A 24,714-nucleotide genomic window follows, 5' to 3' on the forward strand; every position below is an offset into this window, starting at 1 on the left:
ACGACGCGAAGAGCGGACCGTGTTCACTTGATCACCGGCGGGCTGCTGAAGGTGTGATAGGGCGCCGGGGACGGCACGCTCCATTCCAGGCCTTCTGCACCATCCCAGGGTTTGGCCGGGGCAGGGGTGCCGCCACGGATGGTCTTGATGACGATGAACAGAAACAGCAACTGGGTCACCCCGAAGGTAAAGGCCCCTATCGAAGAGATCATGTTGAAGTTGGCAAATTGCAGGTTGTAGTCCGGCACCCGGCGCGGCATACCGGCCAGGCCGACGAAATGCATGGGGAAGAACGCCAGGTTCATGCCCACGAAGGACATCCAGAAATGCAGCTTGCCCAGGGTTTCGTCGTACATATGCCCGGTCCACTTGGGCAGCCAGTAATAAGCCGAGGCAAAGATGCCAAAAATCGCCCCCGGCACCAGCACGTAATGAAAGTGCGCGACCACGAAATAGGTGTCCTGATACTGAAAATCCGCCGGGGCGATGGCCAGCATCAGGCCTGAAAAGCCGCCGATGGTGAACAGAATCACAAAGGCCACGGCAAACAGCATGGGCGTCTCGAAAGTCAGTGAGCCCTGCCACATGGTGCTGACCCAATTGAACACCTTCACCCCGGTGGGCACGGCTATCAGCATGGTGGCGTACATGAAGAACAATTCCCCCATCAGCGGCATCCCCACAACAAACATGTGATGCGCCCAGACCAGAAACGACAGCAGCGCGATTGAGGCTGTGGCGTAGACCATGGAGGTATAGCCGAACAACGGCTTGCGCGAAAACGCCGGGATGATCGAGCTGATCGCGCCGAAGGCCGGCAGGATCATGATGTACACCTCCGGATGACCGAAAAACCAGAACACATGCTGGAACAGCACCGGGTCGCCACCGCCAGCGGCATTGAAGAAGCTGGTGCCGAAGTGGATGTCCAGCAGCATCATGGTCACGCAACCGGCCAGCACCGGCATGACGGCAATCAGCAAAAAGGCCGTGATCAGCCAGGTCCAGACGAACAGCGGCATCTTCATCAGGGTCATGCCCGGCGCGCGCAGGTTGAGGATTGTGGCGATGACGTTGATCGCGCCCATGATCGAACTGATGCCCATCAGGTGGATGGCAAAAATGAAGAACGTCACGCTCGGCGGCGCGTAGGTGGTCGACAGCGGCGCGTAGAAGGTCCAGCCGAAATTGGGACCGCCACCGGGGCTGAACAGGGTCGAGACCAGCAACAGAAATGCAGCCGGCAACAGCCAGAAGCTGAAGTTGTTGAGCCGTGGCAAGGCCATGTCCGGCGCGCCGATCATCAGCGGGATCATCCAGTTGGCCAGCCCGACAAAAGCCGGCATCACTGCGCCAAAGACCATGACCAGACCGTGCATGGTGGTCATCTGGTTGAAGAACCCCGGCTGGACGATCTGCAGGCCCGGCTGGAACAGCTCGGCGCGGATGACCATGGCAAAGGTGCCACCAAGCAGGAACATGCTGAAACTGAACCACAGGTACAGGGTGCCGATGTCCTTGTGGTTGGTGGTCAGCAGCCAGCGCATCAAGCCCTTGGCCGGGCCGTGGCTGTAGCCGTCAAGTACAGTGCTCAAAGCTTCTCTCCTGTAGGAGCAGCTTTAGCTGCGAAGCGTTCGCCGCTAAAGCGGATCGCCGCCCGGCGGCTCCTACGGTGCGTGGCATCATTGGCTGGCCTGCTTGAAGGCCAGCACCTCTTTAGGGGTCAGCATGTCGCCCTGGGCATTGCCCCAGGCATTGCGCTCGTACGTCACTACTGCGGCAATATCCACTTCCGACAGTTGCTTGCCGAACGCGGCCATGGCGGTGCCCGGTTTGCCGTTGAAGACAATATTCAGGTGCTCAGCCATCGGCCCAGTGGCAATTTTCGAGCCCTTGAGGGCCGGGAACGCCGGCGGCAATCCCTGGCCCTCAGCCTGATGACAGGCTACGCAGACCTTGTGATAGACCTCATCGCCTTTCTGGATCAGCTCCTCACGGGTCCACTGTTTGTCGGTCAGCGCCTTGACCCGCAGGCTTTCCTGCTTGCGCTCGGCAAGCCAACTCTGGAACTCGGCCTGGGGCCGGGCGTCGACCACCACGGGCATGAAGCCGTGGTCCTTGCCGCACAGCTCGGTGCATTGGCCGCGATAGATGCCGGGCTTGTCGATGCGCGTCCAGGCTTCGTGAATGAAGCCGGGAATGGCATCACGCTTGACGGCAAAGGCCGGCACCCACCAAGAGTGAATGACATCGGCGCCGGTAACCAGAAAGCGCACCTTCTGCCCCACCGGCAAGACCAGCGGCTGATCGACTTCCAGCAGGTAATGCGGGTTCTTGGCGTCGCGGTTGTTGATCTGCTCAGCGGAGGTGTTCAGGTTGCTGAAGAACTCGACGTCCTGGCCCAGGTATTTGTAATGCCACTTCCACTGATAACCGGTGATCTGGATATCGACCTGCGACTCGCTGGCGTCATACATGTCGATCAGCGTGCGGGTCGCCGGAATCGCCATCACCACCAGAATCAGCAGCGGCACTACGGTCCAGAGGATCTCGACCCGGGTGTTCTCATGAAAGTCTGCGGCCTGGCGGCCACGTGAGCGGCGATAGGCGAACACACTCCAGCCGATGGCGCCGAATACCACGACGCCGATCACCACGCAGATCCAGAAGATGGTCATGTGCAGCTGGTAGACCGCCTGGCTGACGCCCGTGACACCGGGCGCCATATTGGTGGTCCATGCCGCAAAAACCTGACCGCTGGTCGCCCACCACAAAAGGGCCATCCACATCCGGGGATGACACGTCATTGGGGTTTCCCTCATGGCACATACAACTGCGCAGACAGATACCTGCGGCCGGGGAGCGGCTAGCGGACTACGGACTCGGGTCGCTCAGGGCTTGTAAACCAAGCGTTACAGCCGCTTTATGCAGCCGTCTGCACAGCACCTGGGACCATCAACCTGCTTCCTGAACAGCAGTATAGACACGCCGTTGCAGCCACGATGCGGGTGGTCAGAAAGGTCTGGATGACTGGCCGGTCTTTTTTTTGACCGTTCAGCCATATAAAAAACCATTTCTTATGCGAAAACGATCTTGGATCCCAATTTAATCGCGCTAATGTATGTCATCCCTGACGCGTAGGAAAATTCGTCAAACTTCGTTCAATCCAGCATTTGCAGGCAGCGAAGATCAATGCGGAAACGTTTTTTCTTTACTCGTTTTATAAACAGTAAATTAGTGTCCCAGGCCTTCAGGAGAATGAATGAACACTGCTGCATTGCGTGAGCAGATTAAGCGTGCCCAACAACACGAAGCCGATACAGGCCATCTGCTGCATCAACTTGAACAACAACTGCCCAGCCTTCACCCCGCCATCGCTCTGGACAAGGGCGATGCCCACACGGTATTGAAAAATTTCATCTCGGCGTACATAGAACATGTGCCGGACTTGCTGGATGCCGCCCACAGCGTGGCGCAGGAAGCCGGAATAGAAGAGCAGATCAAACCGGTGTTGCGTATTGCATCGCAGTTCTTTACCAGCCCGCCGGCCATCATGAACGGCCATGAAGGCCTGGACAGCCTGCTGGACGAGGCCTACCTGGCGCACCGGCTGGTCGAGGAAGTCAACGATCTGTATATCCGCTACCTGGGCCGACCGTTGATCCCGTCCGACTCGACAGTGGCCAATGTCATCGCCCACCAACTGATTGGCGAGAACTTCGCCAACCAGCTGGATGAAGCGGTGCACCATGCGGTGCGTGAAATGCTTAATGAGGAAAGCTTTGCCCAGAAGTCGGTACAGGCCTATCGCGAGCGGCTCGCCAGTCCGGGTACCGAAGCGGCCTGGCAACGCTGGCCGTGCCTGTCACTGCAACTGGGCGTTGTCCTGGAGCTGGAAGGCTTGCAGACCAACGCCCTGCACTGATCAGTCAGGCGGTACTGGCACCGACGCCGGTATTGGTGCGCACTCGCCCTTCCAGGCGACGCTTCAAACCACGCGGCTCTATGATCAACCGCGTCCCTTGGGCAGCATTGGCCCGGCCCCACTCTTCGAGCAGCTCCAGGCAGGAGTGATCGATGTAGTTCAGATTTCCCAGCGGCACATGGACCGTGCTGCCCTGCGGGATACTTCCCAACACTTGAGTCAGCGCAGGCACCTTGAGAAAGGTTGCCGCACCCACCAGACGCAACTCCAGTTCCTGCTCACCATCGAGCGGCACCAGGCTGATTTTCAGACGCGCGGCCTTGAAGGCCAGTTTGACCAGGGTCAGGGCGAAACCGACCAGCACACCGGTCAACAGGTCAGTGAAGATAATGGCCGCAGCCGTGGCTGCATAAGTGAACATCGGCATCCGCCCATAACGACCCAGACCACGGAACGCCTTCATGTCTACCAGCTTCAGGCCGGTATACACCAGCACGCCTGCCAGGCTCGCCACCGGAATGCTCTGCAGCACGCTCGACAGCAGCAAGACAAACGCCAGCAGCCACAGGCCATGGAAGATCGTCGACATGCGGGTGGTGGCACCGGCCTGCACGTTGGCCGAACTGCGCACGATCACTCCGGTCATCGGCAAGGCACCGACCAGGCCGCAGAGCATATTGCCCACCCCCTGAGCGCTGAGCTCCTTGTCGAAGTCCGAGCGCACACCGTTATGCATGCGGTCCACCGCCGCAGCGGACAGCAAGGTTTCGGCACTGGCAATGAAGGCGACGGCAAAGGCGGCAATCAGCACTGACGGGTTAGCCAGATTGACCAGGTCTTCGACCCGCAGCCAGTCGATGGCTTCAGTCAGATCCGCTGGCACCTGAACCCGCTTGACCTCAAGCGCCAGGTACAGGCTGACCGCCGTGGCAATACCGACCCCGAGCAGCGCGCCGGGTACGAAGCGCAGCGATTGCGGACGCAGTTTTTCCCAGCCGTACATCACCGCAATGGTGCCCAGCCCGAGCAGGCCGGCCTGCATGCCGCTGCCAGGACCAATGGCCTGCATCAGGGTGGTCGGGAAGCCGATCAGGTTATCCAGCCCGGAAGGCTTGGGCCCGCTGTCGAACATCACGTGAATCTGCGATAGCACGATCAACACACCAATACCGGCCAGCATGCCGTACACCACTGCTGGTGCCGTGACGCGGAACCAGCAACCGAGCTTGAAGCGCCCGGCCAGTAGTTGCAGCAGACCGGCCAGCAGCAGGATCGGACCGAGCATGGCCATGCCATGCGTGCGCACCAGCTCGAATACCAGCACCGCAAGCCCGGCCGCCGGGCCACTGACCTGCAGCGGTGAGCCGGCCAGAAAGCCGACCACCAGACCACCGATGATACCGGTGATCAGGCCTTTGGCCGGGGGCATGCCCGAGGCGATGGCAATACCCATGCACAGCGGCAAGGCAACGAGAAACACCACCACGGAAGCCAATAGCTCCCGTGGCAAGACAGACTGGATCGATGAAGTACCTTTAGCGGCTGTGGCATCCATGACAACTCTCCGATTTTCTACAGACGTGATTGTTCCACCGCGACCGATTCATTCAGACACGGCAATGCCTGACGGCGCGTTCACAACGCAGCCGCCACCATGGGCAGGAAAGGTAAGTCCGCCGCGCCGTGGCGCGGTGGCAAGTCAGGCCTTGAGCGGTCGGCCGTCAGACGACGGCCAATCGCAAGCCTCTCTTAGAAGCGCGCCTTGGGCGTCGCTGTCGGCACCGGAGCTTCGCCGTCAAGCGGGCGGAAGCGGTCCAGCACAGAGTCATAGGCGAGAATTTCGCTGGTTTCGATGCTGTACACCCAGCCGTGAATCGACAACTGACCACTGGCCAGTTTGGACGCAACCGAAGGGTGGGTACGCAGGTGCTGCAACTGGGCGATGACGTTTTCCTGGGTCAGCACGCCCATGCTCTCGTGCTCGGCGCCGCACGAGCAGTTGTCTTCAACCACCGTGCGGGCCACCTCGGCATGACGCAGCCAGGCTTTGACCGTCGGCATCTTGTCGAGCGTGTGCGGGTTGAGCACCGCACGCATGGCGCCGCAGTCGGAGTGACCACAGATGATGATGTGTTGTACGCCCAGGGCCATGACCGCGTATTCGATGGCAGTCGATACGCCACCGTTCATCTGACCGTAGGGCGGCACCACGTTGCCGACGTTACGGGTCACGAACAGGTCGCCTGGCGAGCTCTGGGTAATCAGTTCAGGCACGATGCGCGAGTCGGCGCAGGTAATGAACATGGCGCGTGGCCGTTGGGCATTGGCCAGTTTCTTGAACAACTCTTCCTGCTGGGGGAAGACCTCATGACGAAATTGCACGAAGCCATCCACGATGTGTTGCAAGGCCTGTTCGGCAGTTTCCACATCCGGTTGGGAAGGGGCCGACGGTTGTTTGTCCTTGTCACTCATGTCTCATCCTCTCTGGCGGATTGAAGGACATCTCTAAAAACTACCTGCTGGCTGGGCGCCTACGGCGCTACGCGCGCCATCGCTGCGTTGCCTGCCTCGCCTACGTTTTTAGAGGCACCCTGAAGTGGATTTCATGCTTCATTCGGATAGCGCAGTAGTCCCCCGGCTCGATTCATGCGCGCAGCTCCGTTGCACGCTGCCAAAGGGACACTCCGGGCTGCAGACTAACCATCAAAGCTTAAATGAAACTTAAAGCAACATTAATGAAACACAATTTGTCAATAGCCTTGTGCCATCTTTTTATTGACCTATAGCAATGACATCTGACCACCGGGTGGGCAGAAAGAGTCACAGTCCAGCGCAAAACTTTCCCGCCCGTTGAGCCCCAGACGCCGGGCAGCGAGGGCGTAGCGCTTTGACAGCAGCTCGGCAAACTGGCCTTCGCCGCGCATCCGCGAACCGAACCGGCTGTCATTGTTGGCACCGTTACGGCTCTGGCGGATCAGGCTCATGACATGCGCTGCGCGTTGCGGGTAATGGCTGGCCAGCCACTCTTCGAACAGTGGCGCCACCTCCAGCGGCAGACGCAGCATGATGTAGCTGGCACTCAGCGCGCCGGCGTCCCTGGCTTGCTGCATCAGGGTTTCCAGCTCGCTGTCGTTGATCATCGGGATCATCGGCGCGCACAACACGCCCACCGGCACGCCGGCCTCACGCAACACCCGGATCGCCCGCAAACGCGCCGCCGGTGCCGCCGCGCGCGGCTCGAGAATGCGCTTGAGTTCATCATCCTGAGTGGTAAGGCTGATCATCACTGATACCAGACGCTGACGGGCCAGCTCACTGAGCAGGTCGAGGTCGCGCAAGATCAGCGAACCCTTGGTCACGATGGTCACCGGATGCCGATAACGCAGCAGCACCTCGAGCGTTGCGCGGGTCAGTTTGTACTCGCGCTCGATGGGCTGATAAGGATCGGTGTTGGCCCCCAGGTTGATGGGTGCACAGCGATAACCGGGTTTGCACAACTGCTGCTCCAGCAGCGCCGCAGCATTGGTCTTGGCGATCAGCTTCGTTTCAAAATCCAGCCCCGGCGACATGTCCCAATAGGCATGGCTGGGCCGGGCGAAACAATAGATGCAGCCATGCTCGCAGCCGCGATAAGGATTGATCGAGCGGTCGAAAGGGATATCCGGCGAGGTATTGCGGGTAATGATGCTCTTGGCGGTTTCATGGATCACCTCAGTGCCCTGAGTCAGCGGCGCCTCCTGATACCAGCCGTCGTCTTCGGCCACCGAACGCTGAGGCGCGAACCGGTTGTGCGGATTACTGGCCGTGCCGCGGCCACGGATTGCCGGTGTCAGAGTCATGCGGGCTGCCCAGATACTGTTTTTATATACAGTACAACAATATCGGCCTGATGCCATAACCGTCGGCAAGAACACTGGCTGCCAGATTCGCTGTCATTTCTGTCAGTAGACCCGGCCTGAAACGAGGGCTACCGTGCTCCGGCAGCTATTGCTCGGTTCCCGAGTCATCGCAATCCTTTATTGATGCGAGGTGGATGATGGCCACTAATTACGAAATACACCTGACTGCCTACACCGTCCAAAGGGGCAGGGCCATTGAAATTCAGATCGAGTTTTTCGAAGACGCCGAGGCAGAACCGGTCAGCGTGGCGCGTGTTTTATCGCCGGACGGCGAGGACGAATTTGAAAAGCCTGCCTGGGATGAAGACTTGAATGGCTCCCAGGATGATTACGACATGCCGCCAGACGAGGTTCTTTACGACCTGGCCAGAGCCTTTCTGAAGTGCAGGGGCTACTGAGGCAACGGTTCCGGAGCCTGGTTGCAGGCTACGGAACCGTTCAGCGATATCAGCCCGGATCAACCGGCTTCTTGAGCTTCGGATTAGGGAAGAACTGCACGCCCTGCACCTTGGGGTTGGCCGGTTTGACTTCGACCCGGTTGACCCGGGTGCCCAGCTCTTTGGGCACCGACAGGCCCTGCTCGTTGAGGGTGTCGCTGTAGCCGCAGTTCACGCACTCACGGTGCGGAACCCCGTCTTCGCTCCACATCTTGAGCTTGTCGGGCTCGCTGCACGCCGGGCACACCGCCCCGGCGATAAAGCGTTTTGGAGTGACCACGGGGCCATCGCTCATGCCGCTTCCTCACTCAGGCCGCAATGGCGCAAGAGTGCGTCAATTGATGGCTCGCGTCCGCGGAAATCGACGAACAGCACCATCGGTGCCTGGGAGCCGCCGCGGGCCAGAATCGCCTCGCGGAAAGCCCGGCCGGTCTCGGCATTGAGCACGCCGTCTTCTTCAAACTTCGAGAACGCATCGGCCGACAGCACTTCAGCCCATTTGTAGCTGTAGTAACCAGCCGCGTAGCCGCCGGCAAAGATATGCGCAAAGCCGTTGGCAAAGCGGTTGTAGGCGGGCGGACGCATCACCGAGACTTCGTCACGCACCCCTTCAATAACCTGCAGCACGCTACGGCCGTCGCCATGGGTGGCGTGCAGCTCGAAGTCGAACAACGAGAACTCCAGCTGACGGACCATCATCAGCCCGGACTGGAAATTCTTCGCCGCGAGCATTTTTTCCAGCAGGTCCTGCGGCAGCGGCTCGCCGGTTTCATAGTGACCGGAGATCAGCGCCAGCCCTTCAGGCTCCCAGCACCAGTTCTCCATGAACTGGCTCGGCAGCTCCACCGCGTCCCAGGCCACACCGTTGATGCCCGACACACCGGCATGCTCGATGCGGGTCAGCAGGTGATGCAGGCCGTGACCAAACTCGTGGAACAGCGTGGTGACTTCATCGTGGGTCAGCAGCGCCGGCTTGCCGGGCGAGGCCGGGGTAAAGTTGCACACCAGGTTGGCCACCGGGCTCTGCAACTGGCCGCCAGCAGTGCGCCGACGGTCACGGGCGCCATCCATCCAGGCACCGCCGCGCTTGTTGGCACGGGCGTAGAGGTCGAAGAAGAAGCGCCCGACGTGCTGGCCGTTTTCCTTGATTTCGAACAGGCGCACATCCGGATGCCAAGTGTCGAAGCCGCTCAGCTCGTTGATTTCGATGCCGTACAAGCGCTGCACGATGCTGAACAGGCCGCCCAGCACCTTGTCGATCGGGAACCAGGCGCGCACGGTTTCCTGCGACACGCTGTAGCGCTGCTCACGGAGTTTTTCACCGTAGTAACCGGTGTCCCAGCTTTGCAGGTCCGGGCAACCCTGCTCGGCAGCGAAGGCCTTGAGCTGTTGCAGGTCCTGGGCGGCGAACGGCTTGCTGCGCACCGCCAGGTCACGCAGGAAGCTCAGCACCTGATCGCTGGACTCGGCCATCTTGGTCGCCAGGCTCAGTTCGGCAAAGTTGGCAAACCCCAGCAGCGCGGCCAGTTCCTGGCGCAGATCGAGGATCTGCTCCATCACCGGGCCGTTGTCATTCTGCCCGGCGTTCGGGCCTTGATCCGAGGCGCGGGTGCAGTAGGCGGTGTACAGCTCCTGGCGCAGCGCCCGGTCGTTGGCGTAGGTCATCACCGCGTAATAGCTAGGGAATTCCAGAGTGATCAGCCAGCCTTGCAGATCCTTGGCCTGCGCGGCGGCAGCCATCTGCTGCTTGGCCGATTCGGTCAGGCCATCGAGCGCTGCCTCGTCAGTGACCAGTTTGGTCCAGGCCTGGGTCGCGTCGAGCAACTGGTTGGAGAACTGGCTGCCCAGCTCCGACAGCTTGCTCTGCACCTCGGCGTAGCGCTTCTGCTGCTCGGGCGGCAGATCGATGCCCGACAAACGGAAGTCGCGCAACGCATGTTCAACAATGGTCTTCTGGGCAACATCGAAACCGGCCGCCGCCGGGCTGGCCGCCAGGGCCTCATAGGCCTGGAACAGCGTACGGTTCTGGCCCATCTCGGTGGAATAGGCGCTCAGCGCGGGCAGGCACGACTCATAGGCTTCACGCAGCTCGGCGCTGTTGCACACTGCATTGAGGTGGCTGACCGGGCTCCAGGCCGCGCCCAGCCGATCATTGACTTCATCCAGCGCCAGGATCAGCCCGGCCCAGTCCGGCTGCTCGCCCTGTTGGGCAAGAATGCTCGCAATGGCCGCGCGGTTGTCGGCCAGAATCTGGTCAATGGCCGGTTTTACGTGCTCGGCACGGATCGCCGAGAAAGGAGGCAGGTCGTACGGTTGCAGAAGAGGGTTGTTCGCGCTCACGGTTTTGCACCTTGGCTGGAAGAAACACTCGGCCATCTTAATTACAATCGACGCCATAAGCAGCCCTGAAACCTTGATTCCCGCTCTATCACGAATAAAGAAGGAGGCTATCGTGGCCATTCGCAAGTTCCAGCAGCACACCCCGGCCCTCGGCGAGCGGGCCTTCGTCGACAGTTCGGCAGTGGTGATCGGCGATGTGCAGATCGGTGCCGACAGTTCGGTGTGGCCGCTGACCGTGGTGCGCGGCGACATGCACCGGATCCGTATCGGCAGCCGCACCAGCGTGCAGGACGGCAGCGTGCTGCACATCACTCACGCCGGCCCCTTCAACCCCGACGGTTTCCCGCTGTTGATCGGTGATGAGGTCACCATCGGCCATAAATGCATGTTGCATGGCTGCCGGATCGGTAATCGAATCCTGATCGGCATGGGCAGCACCCTCATGGATGGCGCGGTGGTCGAGGACCAAGTGATCATCGGCGCCGGCAGCCTGGTGCCGCCAGGCAAGGTGCTGGAAAGCGGTTTTCTGTATGTCGGCAGACCCGTGAAACAGGTACGCCCCTTGACCGAGAAAGAGATCGCGTTCTTTCCCTACAGCGCCAGCAATTATGTGAAGCTCAAGGACCAGCATCTGGCTGAAGGCTTCGATCAGCTTTGAATTTCAGGCCCCATTGACCCGCGAGCATCCATGTACCAACAAAACATCCTGTTCGACCTCGACGGCACCCTGACCGACCCGCGTCTGGGCATCACCCGCTCAATCCAGTTTGCCCTGGGCAAGCTGGGCATCGACGAACCCGACATCACCCGGCTGGAACACTTCATCGGCCCACCGCTGTTGCAGCAGTTCATGCAGTCCTATGCCATGGACGAGGCCAAGGCCTGGGAGGCGGTGAATTTCTACCGTGAGCGCTTCAAGGTCACCGGGCTGTACGAGAACCTGGTGTTCGACGGTATCCCGCAGTTGCTGGAAACCTTGAGCGGTCAGGGTCGCACCTTGTATGTCGCCACCTCCAAACCGTCGGTATTCGCCCGGGAGATCGCCCGGCATTTCGACTTTGCCCGGCACTTCAAAGTGATCTACGGCAGCGAGCTGGACGGCACCCGCACCGACAAGGTCGAACTGATCGCCCACCTGCTGGCCGAAGAGCGACTCGACCCGGCCCAGACCCTGATGATCGGCGACCGCAAACACGACCTGATCGGTGGACGGCGCAACGGCTTGCAGGTCGCGGCAGTGGGTTATGGGTTCGGCAGCGCCGAAGAACTGCTGGCCGAAGCGCCGGAGTATCACTACCCGAGCGTGGCTGAACTGCATCGGGGATTTATGGCGATCCAATCGTAGGAGCCGCCGGGCGGCGATCCGCTTTAGCCGGGAAGCCTTCGCGGCTAAAGCCGCTCCTACGGGGTAATCGGGGTTACCGGGGCGATCGGCATCAGCGCTTGCAATGCGGCCTGGCGTTCGGTCGGTGCCAGTTTGCCCAGCTGTTCGACCCGCGCGTAAAAGGCCGGCCAGTCGCGGTTGACCTGCGCAAACAACGCGGCAAAAGCCGGCACCCATTGCTCATAAAGGCCAAAGGGCAGCAGTTTGGCGTTGTTCAGCGGCGCATTGATCCAGGCATCGAAGCGCTTGTCGCCCGGCCATTGCTGATCGCGCAGTGCACGATATTCCTGGCGCAGCCGCTCGAACTCGGCGGCCTTGCGCTCACGCATCAGCGCAGGACCCAGCGGCTGGGCATACAAGGCACGCAGGCGCTGGCGGGTATCGAGCACCAACCGGGTCAGCGCCTCGCGCTGACCGGCGCGGCGCTCATGCACAGCCGCTAACCCACGCGCAGCGCGCCACTGGCGGGTGCCTTCCTGCTCGACGAAGCTGGCATATGACTCGTTGAATGCGGTGTCATCTTTGACATAGAAACGCTGATGGGCCAGTTCATGGAAGATCAGCGTTGCCAGACGCTCGTCACCCCAGCCCAGCATGGTGTTAAGGATCGGATCACTGAACCAGCCCAGGGTCGAATAGGCTTCGATACCGGCCACGAACACATCCTTGCCAGCCTGCCGTTGCAGCGCCGCCTCTCCCCGCGCACCGCCCAGGCTGTAATAGCCGCGATAAGCCACACAACCGGCAATCGGGAAGCAGTGGCTCAACGGGTCCAGCGAAAATTCGTCGGTGGCAAACACATTCCAGACCACGAACGGTCGGCCAATGTCGGCATACAGCCGATAGCTGCGGTTATCCGGCAGGTGCAGTGTTTCGCTGGCAAACCGCCGGGCCTGCTGGGCCAGGGCCAGATGCTTGCGCAATGCCGGGTCGCGGCCTGGGTCGGCGATTACATCGGCCACCGGCTCGCGGGCCTGCAATAACTGCCATTGCCCGGTCGCCAACTGGCCGTAGTAGGAAAGACTGGAACAACCGCCGAGCAGCGTTGCCAACAGTATGAGCAGACCACAACTAAGACGCGAAACATCAAGTCCTGGCATACGACGCCCTGAAATACCAATCCTGAAGAGGGTGAGGACAGCGACAGTCGCGGCCACTATCATCGCCACTCGTCTATCTGGAGCCTGTCATGCGTCGCATACTACCTGTTCTGGCCTTCGGCATCCTGAGCGGATGTGCAGGTCCCTTGCCAATCCATGATCCGGCCCTGGCCTGGGTCGATCTCAACACCATGACCGGCAGGCTGGTGATGGCTGATAAGCTCGACGGTGAGAACACCTACGACGGGCGCTATTTCCAGGTGACGCCTGGCCGCCACCAACTGGTGGTGCGCTACGACTATGAGTATCGCTCAGGTGCGGCAATGGGCATGTTCAGTGACGACTACACCGACATCACCTGTTTTATCCATGTCGATTACGATGGTTTCAAGGCCGGGCAGCGTTATCGCCTGCAAGTACGCTCGCTCGCCAATGACATCGAAGCGCGGCTGTATGACGCGCAGCGGCAGGAGGTTGCTCGCGACTCGGACATGCATTGCATCTAATTAGCGGTCGTTATTCTGATAGATGATTTTATGCGTGCCATTGGCGCAACTGCCGACCACCATACTCGGGTCATGAACCTCGTCATTGTTGACGATTTCCAGGGTGTAGGAGGTGACATTATTGGCCTGAATCCGCGCTTCGATTTCATCCTTGAGCTCGTCACAGGATTTCGGCGCGGCCATGGCGCCGGTGGCCAGGAGGGTGCAGGTCAAAGCAGCGAGCAGACGTTTCATGGTCGATCCCTTCGTACAAGGCACACACTGCTGTGCCGATACTGGTTGGACCTGACTACCGCTCATCGAGTTCGCCCACGGCAGTCTGGCGTGATACCAGACTGCCGTATTCATCAATTGACCAGGGTCGCCTGCAGAGTGATCGATGCGTTGAGCACTTTGGAAACCGGGCAACCTTCCTTGGCCTTGGTGGCCAATTCACGGAACTGATCTTCCGTGGCACCGGGGATGTCCGCCTTGAGAATCAGGTTGATTTCAGTGATCGCAAAACCACCTTCCTGCTTCTCCAGTGTCACTTCGGCCTGGGTGTCGATGCTTTTGGCCTTCAGCCCGGCGTCGCCGAGAATCATCGAAAAAGCCATAGAGAAGCAGCCGGCATGCGCAGCGCCGATCAGTTCTTCCGGGTTAGTGCCTTTGCCGCCCTCGAAACGTGCCTTGAAGCCATACGGGGCTTCACGCAACACGCCGGTTTCCGTGGAAATGTGGCCAATCCCTTCTTTCAGGTCGCCTTCCCAATGAGCAGATGCTTTCTTGACGATGGACATGGTCTCTCCTTGTGAACGGGTCATTTTTCGTACAGCAACAAGAGTTCTGAGGCTGGGCCACAGGGGAAGTTCAAAGAGCTAATTCCTACTACCAAGGTAGGAAATTTCATCAGCTGCCATTGAAAACCCATCGCTTGGCCCTCATTGCTTGAGTTATTACGGGCCTTGAGTCCGCTCACGTCACTCAAAGGAGCATGCGCGGCTTATGAAACGCCTGTCCGATATCAAGATTTCCACCCTCGACCTGGTGCCCGTGCGCGAAGACAAAGGCCCGGCCGATGCCTTGCACCGCTCGCTGGACCTGGCCCGACATGTCGAGAAACTCGGTTTCAACCGCTTCTGGGTGGCCGAGCACCACAACATGGACGGCATTGCCAGCTCCGCCACCTCGGTGCTGCTCGGCTATCTGGCCGGCGGTACGTCGACGATTCGCGTGGGGGCCGGTGGGGTGATGCTGCCCAACCATGCACCGCTGGTGATCGCCGAGCAGTTCGGCACCCTGGCCAGCCTGTATCCGGGCCGCATTGATCTGGGGCTGGGCCGGGCGCCGGGCTCGGACCAGATGACCGCGCGTGCGCTGCGTCGGGAGCGCTCGGGCAGTGCCGATGATTTTCCGGATGATGTTGCCGAACTGGTGAAGTATCTGGGGCCGCGTACGCCTGAGCAAAAAGTGATCGCAGTGCCAGGTTATGGCACCGAGGTGCCGATCTGGCTGCTCGGTTCAAGCCTGTTCAGCGCGCAACTGGCCGGAATGCGCGGCCTGCCGTATGCCTTCGCCTCACACTTCGCGCCGCGCTACATGCACGAGGCGATTCGCGTCTATCGCAACCACTTCCAGCCTTCTGAAGTGCTCGATAAACCCTATGTGATGCTGGGTGTGCCACTGGTGGCGGCTGACAGCGATGAGCAGGCCGAGTACCTGGCGACCTCGGTGTACCGGCGCATTCTGGCACTGATGCGCGGCCATAGCCTGGTGCAACGCCCACCGGTACCGGACATGGACGGGTTGTGGCTGCCCCATGAGCGCGAAGCGGTGATGAGCTTTCTGGGCCTGGCCGTGATTGGCGGCCCGGAGAAGATCCGCGCCAAACTGGACGTGCTGCTGGAACAGACCGAGGCCGATGAACTGATCTTCACATGCGACCTGTTCGAGCACACCGACCGTCTGCGCTCGTTCGAGATCCTGGCGCAGGTGGCCAAGGGCTGATCTGCGGTCCCGTAGGAGCGGCCGGGCGGCGATCCGTTTATCCGCGAAAGCTTCGCTGCTAAAGCAGCTCCTACAAAGCCCGCCTCTGAGCCGGCACCTCAGCCACGCTTGTAGACGATTTCCTTGGTGCCGCCATCGCAGCTGCCGACCACCTGCTGGTCGGCGGCGCTGCCTTTTTCAACCACTTCCAGGCTATAGGACGTAACGCCTTTGGCCTGCAGTTTGGCGTCGATTTCCGACTTTAGTTCTTCACAAGGTTTACCCGCCGCAGCGGCTGTACCTGCCAGAGTCAACAAACCTACCGCCAGCATGAGTCGCTTCATGAGCACATCTCCGTTTTTGACTGCAAAAAGGTGCCCGTGAACGGGCTGAGAAGGTGTCGCGCAAAATAGGGCAGTGAGCCAGTCTGAAGGTTCAGTGGCCGACTCACTCAAATGTGACGTGCTTCAGCTATTGGCAATCCGGAAGCCGACTTTGATGGTGACCTGGAAGTGCGCCACCTTGCCGTTCTCGATATGACCGCGGGTTTCGGTCACTTCGAACCACTCCAGATGGGTCAGGCTTTTGCTGGCTTCGGCCAGGGCGTTGTTGATGGCGTCTTCAATCGAGGTGGTAGACGAGCCGATCAACTCGATCTTCTTGTAGGTGCGATGGTCGCTCATGGCAATTCTCCTTGATGGTCATAACGAGCGTAGCAGGCGTGCCGCTCCCTGTTTCTGTGTGCCCAAGCGCTGCAAAAGTTCAGCCGGCAAAAAGCCGGAGGATTTTCGACTGCACTTTTCAAAAGGGCCGTAGTCGGAATCAACACACGCCACTCATCACTGCAGGAGAAATACCATGGCTAGTTCTTCCCTTCGCAAGGCTTCGCTGCAAAGCGTTGAAGCAGAGATCGAAAGTCTGCTCAAGTCGCTGGAAAGCCTGAAGGCCGATGCATCCGAGGAGTCGCACAAGACCCTCAAGAGCCTCAAGGCCAGTGCCGAACGCGCTCTGGGTCATTCCCGCGGGCTGCTCAGCGATGTCTACGAAGACGTCAAGGTCAAGACCCGGGAAAACGCCATCGCCACCCGCGATTACGCTCAGGACCATCCATGGACCACCGCCGGTGTAGCGGTCGGCGCACTGGGCCTGCTGGCCGCCTACCTGCTGTGCAAACGCGGCGACTGATCAGCGCGCGCTGTTCAACTCCTCGCGTAGCCACTGGGCCAGTTGCCGGGCACGCCCGTCAGCGGCCCGGCGCGGCACCCACAGCGCGAGCTGCGCCGGGGTTTCACTGAACCCCCACGGCGCTGCCAGACGCCCGGCCCGCAGGTCGTCCGCGACCAGCGGCTGTGGCGCAATGGCGACCCCCAGGCCGGCAGCCGCCGCCTCCAGCAAGTAATACAGATGCTCGAAACCTTGCCCGAACCGCAGCGCCTGCGGGTCGATGCCATTGTGTTGCGCCCAGCTTGGCCAGGCCTGTGGCCGTGACGTGGTGTGCAACAACGACTCACTCAGCAACGCCTGGGCCGGCGCCTGGCGCAGTTGCTCAAAACGGGCGAAATGCGGACTGAGTACCGGGCCGATCCGCTCGCGGGCCAGCTCCAGCACCTGCATGTCAGCCGGCCAGGGTGGCTCGGCGAACACCAGCAGGGCATCAAGCCCCGGACGCCGGGGGTCCAGATCGCCTTCACCGGCAGACAAGTGCAAGCGCAGGTCAGGCAACTCGGCATTCAAACGCCCCAGACGCGGAATGAACCAGCGCGCCAACAGGCTGCCGGAACAGCCGAGCACGAACGGTGCGTCGGCGCTGCCCTGGCTCAACTCGGCCGACACGGCACGCAATTTATCGAACACTTCGGCGCTGACATCGCGCAGCCGGATACCGGCATCTGTGAGTTTAAGGCCACGCCCATCCTTGCGCAGCAGGCTGACCCCCCAATGCTCTTCCAGCAGCTTGAGTTGGCGGCTTACCGCGCCATGGGTCACATGCAGCTGTTCAGCGGCCTGGCTGACGCTGCCCAGGCGGGCAACGGCCTCGAAGGCACGCAAGGCATTGAGCGGGGGCAGGTCACGGCTCATAACAGTTGAGTTTTCCTGACAGGTTGCGGCGATCTTATCGGTTTTCAGCGCGCCATGCGCTGGTTAAAGTGTACCCATTGCCCATACGGCTCAACTCATTTGCCCCAGTGCACCCGGAGTAGCTCATGACCCAGACCACTTTGCGTAACGGCCCCGATGCCAACGGCCTGTTCGGCTCGTTCGGCGGCCGCTACGTCGCTGAAACCCTGATGCCGCTGATTCTCGACCTGAACCGCGAGTACGAAGCCGCCAAACAGGATCCGACCTTCGCCGAGCAACTGGCTTACTTTCAGCGCGATTACGTCGGCCGTCCCAACCCGCTGTACTACGCCGAGCGCCTGAGTGATGACTTGGGCGGCGCGAAAATTTTCTTCAAGCGTGAAGAGCTGAACCACACTGGCGCGCACAAGATCAACAACTGCATCGGCCAGGTGTTGCTGGCCAAGCGCATGGGCAAGACCCGCCTGATCGCCGAGACCGGCGCCGGCATGCACGGCGTGGCCACCGCCACTGTTGCAGCACGCTTCGGCATCCCTTGCGTGATCTACATGGGCGCGACCGACATCGAGCGTCAGCAGGCCAACGTGTTCCGCATGAAGCTGCTGGGCGCCGAAATCGTGCCGGTCACCTCCGGCACCGGCACCCTCAAGGATGCGATGAACGAAGCCCTGCGCGACTGGGTGACCAACGTCGACAACACCTTCTACCTGATCGGCACCGTGGCCGGCCCACACCCGTACCCGGCGATGGTTCGTGACTTCCAGTCGGTGATCGGCAAAGAAGCCAAAGAACAGATGCTGGAGAAGGAGGGTCGGCTGCCCGACAGCCTGGTCGCCTGCGTCGGTGGCGGCTCCAACGCCATGGGCCTGTTCCACCCGTTCCTGGATGACAGCGGGGTACAGATCATCGGCGTTGAAGCCGGTGGCCATGGCGTCGACACCGACAAGCACGCGGCCAGCCTCAATGGCGGCGTACCCGGCGTGCTGCACGGCAACCGTACCTATCTGCTGCAGAACGAAGACGGTCAGATCGACGACGCCCACTCGATTTCCGCCGGCCTGGACTATCCGGGTATCGGCCCGGAACACGCCTGGTTGCATGAGATTAAGCGCGTCGAATACGTCAGCATCACCGATAACGAAGCCCTCGACGCCTTCCACAAGTGCTGCCGCCTGGAAGGCATCATTCCGGCGCTGGAAACGTCCCACGCCCTGGCCGAAGCCATTCGCCGGGCGCCGACGCTGCCCAAGGATCACCTGATGGTGGTGTGCTTCTCGGGCCGTGGCGACAAAGACATGCAAACCGTGATGAACCACATGGCTGCGGCCGAACAGAACCAGGAGAAGCAGGCATGAGCCGTCTCGAACACCGTTTTGCCCAGCTCAAGGCCGAAGGCCGCTCCGCCCTGGTGACCTTTATCACCGCAGGCGATCCTGGCTACGACACCTCGCTGAAAATCCTCAAGGGCCTGCCGGCCGCAGGCGCCGACGTGATCGAACTGGGCATGCCGTTCACCGACCCGATGGCCGATGGCGTGGCGATCCAGCTGGCGACCCTGCGCGCTCTGGATGCCGGCCAGACCCTGACAAAAACCCTACAGATGGTCCGCGAGTTCCGTGCCGACGACGACAGCACACCGATCGTGCTGATGGGTTACTACAACCCGATCCACCGCTTTGGCGTCGAAGCCTTCGTGGCCCAGGCCAAACAAGCCGGGGTCGACGGCCTGATTATCGTTGACCTGCCGCCAGAGCACGACGCCGAGCTGGCGACCCCGGCCCAGGCGTCGGGCATCGACTTCATCCGCCTGACCACTCCGACCACCGACGACGCACGCCTGCCCAAAGTGCTGGAGCGCAGCTCCGGCTTCGTCTACTACGTATCGGTAGCCGGCGTGACCGGCGCCGGTTCTGCGACCACCGACCAGGTGACTGAAGCCATCGAACGTCTGCGCCGCCATACCACGCTGCCCATCAGTGTCGGCTTCGGCATCCGCACCCCGGAACAGGCAGCGGCCATCGCCAGGCTGGCGGACGGAGTGGTGGTCGGTTCGGCACTGGTCGACCAGATCGCCAAGGCTCAATCGCCAGACAAAGCGATCGATGGCGTGTTGAGTCTGTGCGCCGCGCTGGCCGAAGGTGTGCGAAGCGCTCGGACCTAGGTCGAACTCTTCGCGGCTGAAGCCGCTCCTACGTATACGGTCCGTAGGAGCGGCTTTAGCCGCGAAGGACGTGGTAACGGCTTTGTAAGCCTGGGTAAAGATCCTGATACAGAGGAATTACAGGCTTTTTGACTACTCTTACATGGCAAGACTTGAGGGGTTCACGACTCGTGTCGTGAACCCCTTTTTCATTGCCGCATGCAGGAGCGCTCCCCATGAAATTGCCAAACCGCATTGTTGCCGGCCTCGGTATCCTGATGATCAGCGCCAGCACCTTGCTGCAGGCCGCGCCGCCGGATGATCGTGGCCATGGTCGCGACGAGCGCGGCGGTCATCAGCAAGGACCGGCAGACAAACCCGTACGCGGCCATGACAACCATGGCGGCAAAGGCCCACCGCAAGACTTCGGCCCGGTGCGCCAGCAGTTCCAGCAGCACCGCGAGTTGATTGGTCGTGGTCAGCCGTTGCCGCCCCATGTACACATCGTCAAGGGCAAGCCGCTGCCGCCAGGCTATGGCAAGCGCCTGGATGCCAGGGCGCTGCGCGAACTGCCGCATTATCAGGGCTATGAATGGCGCCGTACCGGCACGGATATCGTGTTGATCGCGGTCGGCACCGGGATTGTCTACGCGATTCTCGATGGTGTGCTGAATTGAGGTAGTGCCCTTTGGCAGCGCCATGCGCTGCTTTCGCCGGCAGAGCCGCCTCCCACCGGGTTTGCGTCGGATTTATTACTTTAGCAAGACGCAGATCCCGGCGGGGAATCGCCCGGCACAGCTTTATCGCGCAGCTTTAGCGGCGCAGGGCTTCGCAGCTGAAGCCGCTCCTACAGCAAAGCTGTTCAGCGTTCGAACACGTTCAGATTCAGCGGACGTACCGCGCCCATCCAGATCGCATGCGCCGTATGATCGGCCAGTTCGTCGCCGGTCAACGGATGCAGGAACACCACCAGTTCCTTACGGTTCAGCGCCAGCCACAGCACGATGTCGGCAAAGTCCTTGTGGGCGAATGCCAGTTGGCAGCTCCAGTCCGGGTGTGGCCCGACCAATTGCTGATGCACCCGGCCCATCTGGATCTCGAATTTCGCCGTGGCGGCCTCACACAAGGCGCGGGCCTGGTCGATGGTCTGTGCATCGAAATACACATGGGCGTGATAGCCGTGGATTTGCGGCATTACAGTGCTCCTTCACATTCAATCAAAGATGCCTCGTTATCCCACGCCAGACGCTCAGACTGCAATCGGCGGCAGTGGCTGACCGGCCAATGACGCCTGGCTATCCGACTGCTCGCTGATCAACCAGTCGACGAATTGCTGGATCAGTGGCAAGCGCCGTTTGCGTTGCGGCAGCACCAGGTAATAACCCGACGCGGACATGACGCGGGCACTGATCGGCCGGCACAGCAGCCCTTGCTCAATCAGGTTATCGACCAGATGCCGCCAGCCCAATGCAACGCCTTGCCCGCCAATGGCAGCCTGGATCAACAGGGTGTAATTGTCGAAGCGCAACTGGCCGGGAGTCGGTGCCTGTTCGATGCCGAGGGCACGAAACACGCCGGCCCAATCGAACCACAGGCTGCCTTGGTTGCGCAGGTGCAGCAACGGCAACTCGCGCAAAACTTCCAGCGCTAGAGGCGGCGGGCAACCAGCCAGCAAGCGCGGGCTGCATACCGGAAACACTTCTTCGCTGAACAACCAGTGGCTCTGCCCCTGCTGAAAACGCCCATCGCCGAACAGCACCGCCACATCGATATCGGCGCGCAACATGCCGTGCCTGCGCTCACTGGTGACCAGGCTGACATCCACGTCCGGGTTGAGCTGGTGAAAGCGATGCAGGCGCGGCATCAGCCAGTAGGCGGCAAAGGCAAAATCTGTGGCGACCTGCAGCACTTCATGCTGATGCCGCCGGGTAATGGCGGTCAGGCCAGAATCGATGGACTGCAGACCGGCCTGCACGTGGCTGAACAGTTCTTCTCCGGCCTCGGTCAGGGCGATGCCGCGATACACCCGGTCGAACAGCCGGGTCGCCAGCTGTTCTTCCAGGCGCTTGATCTGCTGGCTGATCGCCGGCTGGGTGGTGCCCAGCTCGCTGGCCGCTGCGGTAAAGCTGCGCGAGCGGGCTGCGGCCTCGAATACCCGCAGCAGGTCCAGTGACTGTCCGCCAAGGCTCTCAAACATAAGCTGCACTTATCCTAGTCATTGCGATGCATGGGCTTTACCGGAAAAACCGCCAGCTCCATGCTGGACTACACCACTTTCGCATAAACCCTCGCAATGGGATGCCGCGCAATGAAACGCAACAACATTCTTTTCATCATGGCCGATCAGATGGCCGCGCCCATTCTGCCGATCTATGCGCCGTCGCCGATCAAGTTGCCCAACCTGAGCCGCCTGGCCCGCGAAGCGGTGGTGTTCGAGGCGGCCTACTGCAACAGCCCGCTGTGCGCGCCATCGCGTTTCACGCTGGTCAGCGGCCAGTTGCCGAGCAAGATCGGCGCCTACGACAACGCAGCGGACTTTCCCGCCGACATTCCGACCTACGCTCACTACTTGCGCGGCCTCGGCTACCGCACCGCGCTGTCGGGCAAGATGCACTTCTGCGGCCCGGACCAGTTGCACGGCTATGAAGAGCGGCTGACCAGCGACATCTACCCGGCCGACTACGGCTGGGCGGTGAACTGGGACGAGCCCGACGTGCGCCCGAGCTGGTATCACAATATGTCGTCGGTGTTGCAGGCCGGTCCCTGCGTGCGCACCAACCAGCTGGATTTCGACGAAGAGGTGGTGTTCAAGGCCCAGCAGTATCTATTCGACCATGTGCGCCAGGACGGCGACGCGCCGTTCTGCCTGACCGTGTCGATGACTCACCCGCATGACCCGTACACCATTCCCAAGGCGTTCTGGGACCTGTACAGCGACGACGAAATTCCGATGCCGGTGGCCCACGCCGATCAGAATGCGCTGGACCCACACTCGCAACGGCTGCTCAAGGTCTACGATCTATGGGACAAACCGCTGCCCGAACACAAAATCCGTGACGCCCGGCGTGCCTACTTCGGCGCTTGCAGCTACATCGACCACAACATTGGCAAGCTCTTGCAGACCCTGGAAGACACCGGCCTGGCCGAGGACACCATCATCGTGTTCTCCGGTGACCACGGCGACATGCTCGGCGAGCGCGGCCTCTGGTACAAAATGCACTGGTTCGAAATGGCCGCCCGGGTGCCGCTGCTGATTCATGCACCGGGGCAGTTCGCGGCGCGGCGGGTCAGTGCGGCGGTGTCTACCGCCGACCTGCTGCCGACCCTGGTCGAGCTGGCCGCAGGGCGAGTGGATGACAACCTGCCGCTCGATGGCCGCTCGCTGTTGCCACACCTGCAAGGCAGCGACGGGCATGACGAGGTCTTTGGCGAATACATGGCCGAAGGCACCACCAGCCCGCTGATGATGATCCGCCGCGGCACCTGGAAGTTCATCTACTCGGAACAGGACCCGTGCCTGTTGTTCGATGTGCACAACGATCCGCAGGAACAACAAGAGCTCAGCCAGTCAGCGGCCCACCGTGCGCTGTTCGAGGCATTTTTGGCCGAGGCACGTGAACGCTGGGACATCCCGACGATCCACCAACAGGTACTCGCCAGCCAGCGCCGCCGCCGCTTTGTGGCCAAGGCGCTGGCCAGCGGCAAACTCAAGAGCTGGGACCACCAGCCACTGGTCGATGCCAGCCAGCAGTACATGCGCAACCACATCGACCTGGACGACCTGGAGCGCCGCGCACGCTTCCCTACCCCCTGACACGTTTGATCCGACTTCTGCCAAGACCAATAACTTCAAAGGGCATCTGCATGAAGACGTTATCCGTAGCACTGATGGCAAGCATCCTGACCCTGGGCAGCGCAGCGGCCCAGGCTGACCCGCAAAGCTGCAAGACCGTGAAGATGGCCGATCCGGGCTGGAGCGATATCGCCGCCACCAACGCGGTCGCAGGTCTGTTGCTCGATGGCCTCGGCTACAGCGCCAAGGTCGATACCCTGGCCGTACCGATTGCCTATGGCGGCCTCAAGGACGGCCAGCTGGATGTATTTCTCGGTAACTGGATGCCGGCCCAACAGGGCTTTCATGACAAGTTCATTGCCAGCGGCGAGGTCACGCAACTGAGCAAAAACCTTGAAGGCACCGAATTCACCCTGGCCGTACCGGACTATGTGTGGGAGGCCGGGGTCCGTGATTTTGCCGACCTGGAAAAATTCGCCGACAAATTCGGCAAGAAGATCTACGGCATCGGCGCCGGTGCGCCGGCCAACCTGTCGTTGCAGGAAATCATCAAGAACAACGAATTCAGTCTGGGTAACTGGAAGTTGGTGGAATCGAGCGAGCAAGCGATGCTCGCGGAAGTGAACCGCAATGTGAAGCGCAAGGCGTTCGTGGTGTTCCTCGGCTGGACCCCACACCCAATGAACGTGCAGATCAAAGGCATGCATTACCTCAAGGGCGGCGAGAAATACTTCGGCGCAACCGGCTCGGTCTATACCGTGACCCGCAAGGGCTATGCCCAGGCCTGCCCGAACGCTGCACAATTGTTCAGCAACCTGAGCTTCACTCTGGACATGGAAAACACCATCATGTCTGAGGTGGTGAGCAACAAAGTCAGCAATCATGACGCCGCCAAAGCCTGGATCAAGGCCAACCCGGCGGTGCTGGAGCAGTGGCTCAAAGGGGTGAAAACCCTGGATGGCCAGGATGGATTGGCGGCGGTAAAGTCCGGACTTTAATCAAGGTTGCAGGAACAACCGGGCGGCGATCCGCTTCAGCCGCGAAGACCGCGCCGCTGCAGCGATCCTCATCAAAAAACTGCAAACCATTGAGTTTTAATGGTTATCCCGTAGGAGCGGCTTTAGCCGCGAAGTTTTCCCGGCTGAA

27 protein-coding genes are annotated in these 24,714 nt (G+C 60.8%); 12 read left to right on the forward strand and 15 right to left on the reverse strand.

Translation table 11 applies throughout. The features are described from left to right. Nucleotides 1–23 precede the first annotated feature (23 nt). Nucleotides 24–1,547, reverse strand: a complete 1,524-nt coding sequence (ctaD, locus tag NJC40_RS05665) for a cytochrome c oxidase subunit I (RefSeq protein WP_253114206.1) — start codon at nucleotides 1,545–1,547, stop codon at nucleotides 24–26. Nucleotides 1,548–1,682: 135 nt separating this feature from the next. Continuing rightward, the gene (gene coxB, locus NJC40_RS05670; RefSeq protein ID WP_253140990.1) at nucleotides 1,683–2,807 is read right to left on the reverse strand and encodes a cytochrome c oxidase subunit II; all 1,125 of its coding nucleotides are present in this window, start codon (nucleotides 2,805–2,807) and stop codon (nucleotides 1,683–1,685) included. 455 nt (nucleotides 2,808–3,262) lie between these two features. Between coxB and NJC40_RS05675 the strand changes: the two genes are divergently transcribed. Then, nucleotides 3,263–3,925, forward strand: a complete 663-nt coding sequence (locus NJC40_RS05675) for a hypothetical protein (protein ID WP_045485196.1) — start codon at nucleotides 3,263–3,265, stop codon at nucleotides 3,923–3,925. A gap of 4 nt (nucleotides 3,926–3,929) precedes the next feature. Here the strand turns inward: NJC40_RS05675 and NJC40_RS05680 are convergent, their stop codons facing one another. The 3 genes from NJC40_RS05680 to NJC40_RS05690 form a co-directional block, all read right to left on the reverse strand. Then, on the reverse strand, nucleotides 3,930–5,480 hold the full coding sequence (locus tag NJC40_RS05680) for a SulP family inorganic anion transporter (protein ID WP_045485198.1): 1,551 nt from the start codon (nucleotides 5,478–5,480) through the stop codon (nucleotides 3,930–3,932). 194 nt (nucleotides 5,481–5,674) lie between these two features. Next, nucleotides 5,675–6,397 carry a carbonic anhydrase gene (locus NJC40_RS05685; RefSeq protein WP_045485199.1) on the reverse strand — a complete coding sequence of 241 codons (723 nt, stop codon included), beginning with the start codon at nucleotides 6,395–6,397 and terminating at the stop codon, nucleotides 5,675–5,677. A 308-nt stretch (nucleotides 6,398–6,705) separates the two neighbouring features. After that, nucleotides 6,706–7,764: a PA0069 family radical SAM protein gene (locus NJC40_RS05690; RefSeq protein ID WP_253140989.1), complete on the reverse strand. Its 1,059-nt coding sequence runs from the start codon at nucleotides 7,762–7,764 to the stop codon at nucleotides 6,706–6,708. 197 nt (nucleotides 7,765–7,961) lie between these two features. Between NJC40_RS05690 and NJC40_RS05695 the strand changes: the two genes are divergently transcribed. Beyond that, nucleotides 7,962–8,222: a hypothetical protein gene (locus NJC40_RS05695; protein ID WP_253140988.1), complete on the forward strand. Its 261-nt coding sequence runs from the start codon at nucleotides 7,962–7,964 to the stop codon at nucleotides 8,220–8,222. 49 nt (nucleotides 8,223–8,271) lie between these two features. On the opposite strand, the gene NJC40_RS05700 is transcribed toward NJC40_RS05695, so the two are convergent. After that, complete coding sequence (locus tag NJC40_RS05700) at nucleotides 8,272–8,556, reverse strand: YheV family putative zinc ribbon protein (RefSeq protein ID WP_045485205.1); 285 nt, start codon at nucleotides 8,554–8,556, stop codon at nucleotides 8,272–8,274. Beyond that, on the reverse strand, nucleotides 8,553–10,637 hold the full coding sequence (prlC, locus tag NJC40_RS05705; RefSeq protein WP_162484346.1) for an oligopeptidase A: 2,085 nt from the start codon (nucleotides 10,635–10,637) through the stop codon (nucleotides 8,553–8,555). Before prlC ends, NJC40_RS05700 begins: the two co-directional genes overlap by 4 nt. 76 nt (nucleotides 10,638–10,713) lie before the next feature. Between prlC and NJC40_RS05710 the strand changes: the two genes are divergently transcribed. Then, a complete protein-coding gene (locus tag NJC40_RS05710; RefSeq protein ID WP_045485209.1) occupies nucleotides 10,714–11,259 on the forward strand; it encodes a gamma carbonic anhydrase family protein in 546 nt (181 codons plus the stop codon). Nucleotides 11,260–11,289: 30 nt separating this feature from the next. Further along, nucleotides 11,290–11,946 (forward strand): HAD family hydrolase, encoded by a 657-nt coding sequence (locus NJC40_RS05715; protein ID WP_045485211.1) that lies wholly within the window; start codon nucleotides 11,290–11,292, stop codon nucleotides 11,944–11,946. Nucleotides 11,947–12,002: 56 nt separating this feature from the next. On the opposite strand, the gene NJC40_RS05720 is transcribed toward NJC40_RS05715, so the two are convergent. Beyond that, nucleotides 12,003–13,085 (reverse strand): aminopeptidase, encoded by a 1,083-nt coding sequence (locus NJC40_RS05720; protein WP_253140987.1) that lies wholly within the window; start codon nucleotides 13,083–13,085, stop codon nucleotides 12,003–12,005. Nucleotides 13,086–13,174: 89 nt separating this feature from the next. Between NJC40_RS05720 and NJC40_RS05725 the strand changes: the two genes are divergently transcribed. Beyond that, a complete protein-coding gene (locus tag NJC40_RS05725) occupies nucleotides 13,175–13,591 on the forward strand; it encodes a PA0061/PA0062 family lipoprotein (RefSeq protein ID WP_045485215.1) in 417 nt (138 codons plus the stop codon). Here the strand turns inward: NJC40_RS05725 and NJC40_RS05730 are convergent, their stop codons facing one another. Beyond that, entirely contained in the window at nucleotides 13,592–13,825 is a 234-nt protein-coding gene (locus NJC40_RS05730) for a DUF1161 domain-containing protein (protein WP_253140986.1), read from the reverse strand. A 113-nt stretch (nucleotides 13,826–13,938) separates the two neighbouring features. Continuing rightward, complete coding sequence (locus NJC40_RS05735; protein WP_253113817.1) at nucleotides 13,939–14,370, reverse strand: OsmC family protein; 432 nt, start codon at nucleotides 14,368–14,370, stop codon at nucleotides 13,939–13,941. Nucleotides 14,371–14,575: 205 nt separating this feature from the next. Here NJC40_RS05735 and NJC40_RS05740 point away from each other — a divergent pair, with 205 nt between their 5' ends. Beyond that, nucleotides 14,576–15,577 carry an LLM class flavin-dependent oxidoreductase gene (locus NJC40_RS05740; protein ID WP_045485221.1) on the forward strand — a complete coding sequence of 334 codons (1,002 nt, stop codon included), beginning with the start codon at nucleotides 14,576–14,578 and terminating at the stop codon, nucleotides 15,575–15,577. Between the two features lie 98 nt (nucleotides 15,578–15,675). Here NJC40_RS05740 and NJC40_RS05745 read toward each other — a convergent pair whose 3' ends face one another. Both NJC40_RS05745 and NJC40_RS05750 read right to left on the reverse strand, forming a co-directional pair. After that, entirely contained in the window at nucleotides 15,676–15,900 is a 225-nt protein-coding gene (locus NJC40_RS05745) for a DUF1161 domain-containing protein (protein ID WP_253140985.1), read from the reverse strand. A gap of 123 nt (nucleotides 15,901–16,023) precedes the next feature. Continuing rightward, nucleotides 16,024–16,239: a dodecin gene (locus NJC40_RS05750; RefSeq protein ID WP_045485225.1), complete on the reverse strand. Its 216-nt coding sequence runs from the start codon at nucleotides 16,237–16,239 to the stop codon at nucleotides 16,024–16,026. 175 nt (nucleotides 16,240–16,414) lie between these two features. On the opposite strand from NJC40_RS05750, the gene NJC40_RS05755 reads away from it, so the two are divergent. Continuing rightward, nucleotides 16,415–16,741 (forward strand): ElaB/YgaM/YqjD family protein, encoded by a 327-nt coding sequence (locus NJC40_RS05755; protein WP_045485227.1) that lies wholly within the window; start codon nucleotides 16,415–16,417, stop codon nucleotides 16,739–16,741. On the opposite strand, the gene NJC40_RS05760 is transcribed toward NJC40_RS05755, so the two are convergent. Beyond that, nucleotides 16,742–17,683: a LysR family transcriptional regulator gene (locus NJC40_RS05760; RefSeq protein ID WP_045485230.1), complete on the reverse strand. Its 942-nt coding sequence runs from the start codon at nucleotides 17,681–17,683 to the stop codon at nucleotides 16,742–16,744. A 77-nt stretch (nucleotides 17,684–17,760) separates the two neighbouring features. Between NJC40_RS05760 and trpB the strand changes: the two genes are divergently transcribed. The 3 genes from trpB (at nucleotide 17,761) to NJC40_RS05775 (ending at nucleotide 20,452) form a co-directional block, all read left to right on the forward strand. Beyond that, nucleotides 17,761–18,990 (forward strand): tryptophan synthase subunit beta, encoded by a 1,230-nt coding sequence (gene trpB, locus NJC40_RS05765; RefSeq protein ID WP_253140984.1) that lies wholly within the window; start codon nucleotides 17,761–17,763, stop codon nucleotides 18,988–18,990. Next, nucleotides 18,987–19,796, forward strand: a complete 810-nt coding sequence (trpA, locus tag NJC40_RS05770) for a tryptophan synthase subunit alpha (RefSeq protein ID WP_253140983.1) — start codon at nucleotides 18,987–18,989, stop codon at nucleotides 19,794–19,796. The genes trpB and trpA overlap by 4 nt, the downstream gene beginning before the upstream one ends. Nucleotides 19,797–20,011: 215 nt before the next feature. Beyond that, nucleotides 20,012–20,452, forward strand: coding sequence for an anti-virulence regulator CigR family protein (locus NJC40_RS05775; RefSeq protein ID WP_253140982.1), 441 nt, complete (start codon nucleotides 20,012–20,014; stop codon nucleotides 20,450–20,452). A gap of 185 nt (nucleotides 20,453–20,637) precedes the next feature. Here the strand turns inward: NJC40_RS05775 and NJC40_RS05780 are convergent, their stop codons facing one another. After that, entirely contained in the window at nucleotides 20,638–20,970 is a 333-nt protein-coding gene (locus NJC40_RS05780) for a DOPA 4,5-dioxygenase family protein (protein ID WP_253140981.1), read from the reverse strand. Between the two features lie 54 nt (nucleotides 20,971–21,024). Beyond that, nucleotides 21,025–21,972, reverse strand: a complete 948-nt coding sequence (locus NJC40_RS05785; RefSeq protein WP_253140980.1) for a choline sulfate utilization transcriptional regulator — start codon at nucleotides 21,970–21,972, stop codon at nucleotides 21,025–21,027. 111 nt (nucleotides 21,973–22,083) lie between these two features. Between NJC40_RS05785 and betC the strand changes: the two genes are divergently transcribed. Together betC and choX are read left to right on the forward strand one after the other, a co-directional pair. Continuing rightward, a complete protein-coding gene (gene betC / locus NJC40_RS05790; RefSeq protein WP_253140979.1) occupies nucleotides 22,084–23,589 on the forward strand; it encodes a choline-sulfatase in 1,506 nt (501 codons plus the stop codon). 50 nt (nucleotides 23,590–23,639) lie between these two features. Beyond that, nucleotides 23,640–24,566 (forward strand): choline ABC transporter substrate-binding protein, encoded by a 927-nt coding sequence (choX, locus tag NJC40_RS05795; RefSeq protein ID WP_253140978.1) that lies wholly within the window; start codon nucleotides 23,640–23,642, stop codon nucleotides 24,564–24,566. Nucleotides 24,567–24,714 lie beyond the last annotated feature (148 nt).

It is taken from the genome of Pseudomonas sp. 21LCFQ02 (assembly GCF_024129895.2).
Lineage (GTDB): Bacteria > Pseudomonadota > Gammaproteobacteria > Pseudomonadales > Pseudomonadaceae > Aquipseudomonas.